The 4,058-nt window shown below is 71.2% G+C and carries 4 protein-coding genes; all 4 read right to left on the bottom strand.

Translation table 11 applies throughout. The features are described 5' to 3' along the window. Positions 1-36 precede the first annotated feature (36 nt). A complete protein-coding gene (locus ACTIDRAF_RS0217455) occupies positions 37-1,077 on the bottom strand; it encodes a hypothetical protein (RefSeq protein WP_016700012.1) in 1,041 nt (346 codons plus the stop codon). Between the two features lie 126 nt (positions 1,078-1,203). Next, positions 1,204-2,361, bottom strand: coding sequence for an acyltransferase family protein (locus ACTIDRAF_RS33915; RefSeq protein WP_157163101.1), 1,158 nt, complete (start codon positions 2,359-2,361; stop codon positions 1,204-1,206). After that, positions 2,325-3,419 (bottom strand): hypothetical protein, encoded by a 1,095-nt coding sequence (locus ACTIDRAF_RS33910; RefSeq protein ID WP_016700010.1) that lies wholly within the window; start codon positions 3,417-3,419, stop codon positions 2,325-2,327. Before ACTIDRAF_RS33910 ends, ACTIDRAF_RS33915 begins: the two co-directional genes overlap by 37 nt. Beyond that, the coding region (locus tag ACTIDRAF_RS33905; RefSeq protein WP_039787896.1) for a hypothetical protein at positions 3,419-4,058 on the bottom strand (640 nt) is incomplete at its 5' end. The genes ACTIDRAF_RS33905 and ACTIDRAF_RS33910, both read right to left, overlap by 1 nt.

Genomic DNA, 4,058 nt, shown 5'->3' with positions numbered 1-4,058 from the left:
CCGGCGGTCGTCTCTGCGACCGCCGGCCCCGTGCCGTCAGTCGACGGGGAGTGCGTCCAGCACCGCGTTCAGCGTGTTCTGGAACTCGGTCACCAGCACCAGTTCGTCCTCCTCGCCCTGCCGGGCGCCTCCGACCCGGATGGTGAGGTCACCGGAGGTGTAGACGGCGCGGTACACGTCGAGGCCGTCGGTGTTGGACCGCATGATCGTCACCGCCTCGGGGATGCCGTCGAGGGTGACGACCTCCATCTCCTGGATGGCCTGCACGTCGACGAGGGCGTCGGCGACCGAGGTCGCCTCGTCCGGTCCGGCGGTCTCGAAGGCCAGCACCGTGTGGGAGGTGCCCGCGTCGTTGCTGCCCGAGTACACCAGTCGCTCGGTGCCGTTCTCGGTGAGCGACCCCAGCGTCGTCTCCCCGTACAGACCCAGGTCCACGCCCTGTTGCGCGGTGAGCAGCCCGCTGTTGCCGTCGGGACCCCCGGGCAGGGCGGGCAGCAGGTCGGGGCCGAACTCGGGGGGCGCCGGCGGCGCGTCCTGCTGGTCACCGCCCGGGTTCTCCGACTCGCCTGCGGTGGCGCCCGTGTCGCGGAGGACGAACCACCAGACGCCCGCACCGACGGCCGCCAGTCCGATCACGACCGCCGCGATGATCGCGACCAGTTTGCCCTTCTTGCCGCCGGAGGACGACTTCGCGCCGTCGAAGGACTCGGGGCCCGAGTACCAGCCCTGACCGGGAGGCGGCGGGAAGTTCTGGTCGCCGCCCCACGGCGGCGCGCCGTTCGCCCCCTGCGGCGGGGGCCCACCGGCGGTGACCGCCGGCACCACCTGGGTGCGTTCGGTGTCGTTCGCGAGGGCCTGCGCGGAGTTCTGCTGGGGGAAGTTCCGCCCCGAGGGGAAGGCCTGCTCGATCGAGGCGTGGGGAGTGTTGGCGGAGAACGCCCCGGGGGTCCACCCGCCGGCCTGCGGGCTGGACGCCGACGCCAGGATCTCGTCCCGCTGCCTGCGGTGTTCCTCGGCGCTGATCTGCCCGCCGGCCAACGCCGCGTCGAGCTGCTGTAACTGTTCTTGCCAGGTCATCCCAGCGTCTCCTCGCTCCGGGGCCGGAGGTCACCGGCTGCCGCGGTTTCGGTTGTGCGCCCTGGGCGCCGCGCTGCCCCGCCAGCGTCGCAAAGGGTACCCGCCCGGGCCAGGCGTCTCGTGTTGTCAGGTTCCGGTCCGCCCCGGCACCGCGGTTCGCGGCCGTCCGAAGCGTTCGCGCCGCCGGTACCAGCGGTACACGGGAACCTCGACCAGGCGGTAGACCAGTTCGGACACGACGACGACCGCCACCACGGTCACCGACAGGGCCACGAACAGGCTGGTTCTCGGTGTGAGCAGGCCGAGGAGCGTGTAGGCCACCGGAATGTGGGTCAAGAATACTGAATAGGTCCGCTTGGCGGCAGTGGCTATCCAGGACGACCGGACGAGTCGTCCGTTGGCCCCCATCATCAGCACTGTGATGACCACCACGAGCACCAGTGTCCGGGCGTGGGCCTCACCTGCGGGAATTCCCTCGTTCGTCAAACCGGCCCGCACAAACAGCAGGAATTGCAGAATCCCGAAAACCGTGCCGAGCGCAACGGGGATCAGGCCGCTTCTGACGAGCGACACCAACTGGCCGAGGAAAACGACCGGCAGAAACGTGATGACGGTGCGCAGCTGGGCGGTGGCCAGGCTGTCGGTCGTGTTCACCAGGGACAGCAGCACCGACACCACGCTGATCGCGAGAGCCGGCGGTAACCAGGGGTGCCGCCGGCCGAGGGGGATGGTGGCGGCGACGAAGAGGTAGAAGGTGAACTGGACCAGCAGCGTCCAGGCCACGGCGACCAGGGTGAACCACTGGTCGTCGAAGAAGTTGACCATGAACAGGTTGGCCCACAGGTCGCCCGGGCCCAGCTCGGGCCGGTGCAGGACCCAGCTCGTCTGGTACAGCAACCAGGCGAGGGTGACCGTCAGCCACAGGGCGGGCAGGAGCCGGAAGGCCCTGCGCAGCAGGAACTGCCCGGGGGTCTCCTTCGTCGCCACGTAGGTGATGACGAACCCGCTGATCACCAGGAAGGTGCCGACACCGGTGAACCCCATCAGGTTGTTCAGCCGGAGCGTTTCGACGACGGTGCTGTCGAGGAAACCCCGCACGGCCCAGTCGTGCTCGTTGGCGGCCAGCCATCCGGCGATGTGCCCGTAGGCGACCAGCACGGCGGCCACCACCCGCATCAGGTCGAAACCGTGCAGGTAGTCGAGCCTGCCCGGAACCCTGATCGGCAGGGTGGGGGCGTCCAGCGCGTTCACCCTGCGCGCCGGGCTCTGGTCACCAGGTGGCACAACTCGGCGGCTCCGCACAGCAGGGCCAGGGCCAGCGGCAGCGCCACGGCCGGCGGCAGGGCGGCGGCGAGGAGGTCCGCGGCGGCGAACCCGACGACACCGAGCAACACCAGCAGCCACTCGCAACGGGAGGACAGCCAGCGGGCGGGCGCCGATCTCGCCAGGGCGTGGGAGACCGGGCCGGCGCACTGCACGGCGACCAGGAAGAACAGCACGGCGAACACCGTGGTCAGCGGGTACCACCAGTTGTCGAGTTCCGGGTAGGCCGGTTCGGCGAGGGCCACGACCGCCCAGCACCCCGTGCCGAGCAGGACCCCGACCCAGGTCGGCATGCCGTTGTCCTGGCAGCTCCACACGATCTGGCCGAGGATGACCAGGGGGAGGAAGCTGGCCACCACGCCCAGCCTCGCCAGCTCCGGTACCGCGAGGCCCAGCCAGACCAGCAGACCGGTGGCGGCGAGCTGGCAGCCCAGTGGCACCCAGTGCGCCACGTCCCGCAGCGGCGCCGACCCGGCGGCCAGGGCGAGGGCCAGGATGGCCAGCAGCGGTACCCAGGCGAGCGGAACGAGGCGGATCGCGTCCCCGACCAGGTGGGGGGCCCACACCAGGTTGCCGAGGTAGTCGGCGACGCTGACCTCCCCGGCGTCCGGGGCCACCCACACCGTCGCGCCCACCAGCAGAGCCGCGGCGGCCAGCACCACCGCCACCGCCACCGGGAGGTAGAGGCGGAGCGCGGCCAGTCCGAGCCGCGCCGGGGACCGCTCCGGGCCGGACATCCCGGCAGCCTGGTAGCCGAAGGCGAGCAGGAGCAGCATGACGCCGAGGACCCCGAAGTCCTCGCCGATGCCCAACGGCCGGTTCAGCCACTCCCGGACGGTGTCGACCAGCCAGAGGTCCTCCCCAGCTCGGGACGTCCACAGCCCCACGAGGAACCCGTAGACGACGAGGACGGTGGCGGCGGCGCGCACCACCACGATCGGCGAGGCGACGCCGGGGCCGGCTGGCGGTGGTGCCACCGGGGTGGGCGGCGTCGGGGTGTCGGTGTGGTTCATCGCCATCAGCCAGCCTGGGGGTCGTCGGCGGGAAAGTCCTGGCACTGCCGGTCCAACAACGTCGCGAACCGCTCCGCGACGGCGGTCCGGTCCGTGCCGTAGGCCTCGACCCGGACGACGCGGTGGCCGACCAGGTAGTGGGCCCGGTAGGTGACCTCCTCGGTGATCGCCGGATCGTCGAGCACCTGGAGTCGCACATTGTCGTGCTCGACGGCGGTCGACCGGTAGCCGGCTCCCCGGTAGAGGTCGGTGATCTCGGCGAGCAGGTCCTCCGGGTCGTCCTGGAGGCTCACGGTGAACAGGGACAACCCGGTGACGGTGTCGGTCTCCGGGTCCCGCGTGATGTGGAAGTCGGCCTGGACGAGGCCACCGTCCAGGAGGAGGTCGAACTCCTCGGGGGGCAGGACGGTGTTGTCGTCCAGCTCCGCCTCGGTCAGCCGCTGCTCCACCAGGACCTCACCGTCGGGTTCGGTCAACGGGGTGGGTTCCAGGAGCGCCTCGGGTCGGCGCGGGTCGAGGTCGACGGGTTGGGGGATGCGTTCCTTCGCCTCCTCCACGGCGGGGTCGGCTCCCCAACCCCACACCAGGATCGCGGCGGCGGCGACCGCCGCGAGGGCGGTGAGGGTGACGGCCTGCCCGATCCAC

Origin of the sequence: Actinoalloteichus spitiensis RMV-1378 (assembly GCF_000239155.1) — a bacterium.
GTDB lineage: Bacteria > Actinomycetota > Actinomycetes > Mycobacteriales > Pseudonocardiaceae > Actinoalloteichus_B > Actinoalloteichus_B spitiensis.
The sequence above is the reverse complement of the archived record's forward strand: the minus strand, read 5'-3'. Positions and strand labels throughout refer to the sequence as shown.

Coding starts and splice junctions, on each gene's coding strand:
- ACTIDRAF_RS0217455 (WP_016700012.1), bottom strand. CDS start 1,077: ATGACCTGGCAAGAACAGTTACAGCAGCTCGACGCGGCGTTGGCCGGC.
- ACTIDRAF_RS33910 (WP_016700010.1), bottom strand. CDS start 3,419: ATGGCGATGAACCACACCGACACCCCGACGCCGCCCACCCCGGTGGCA.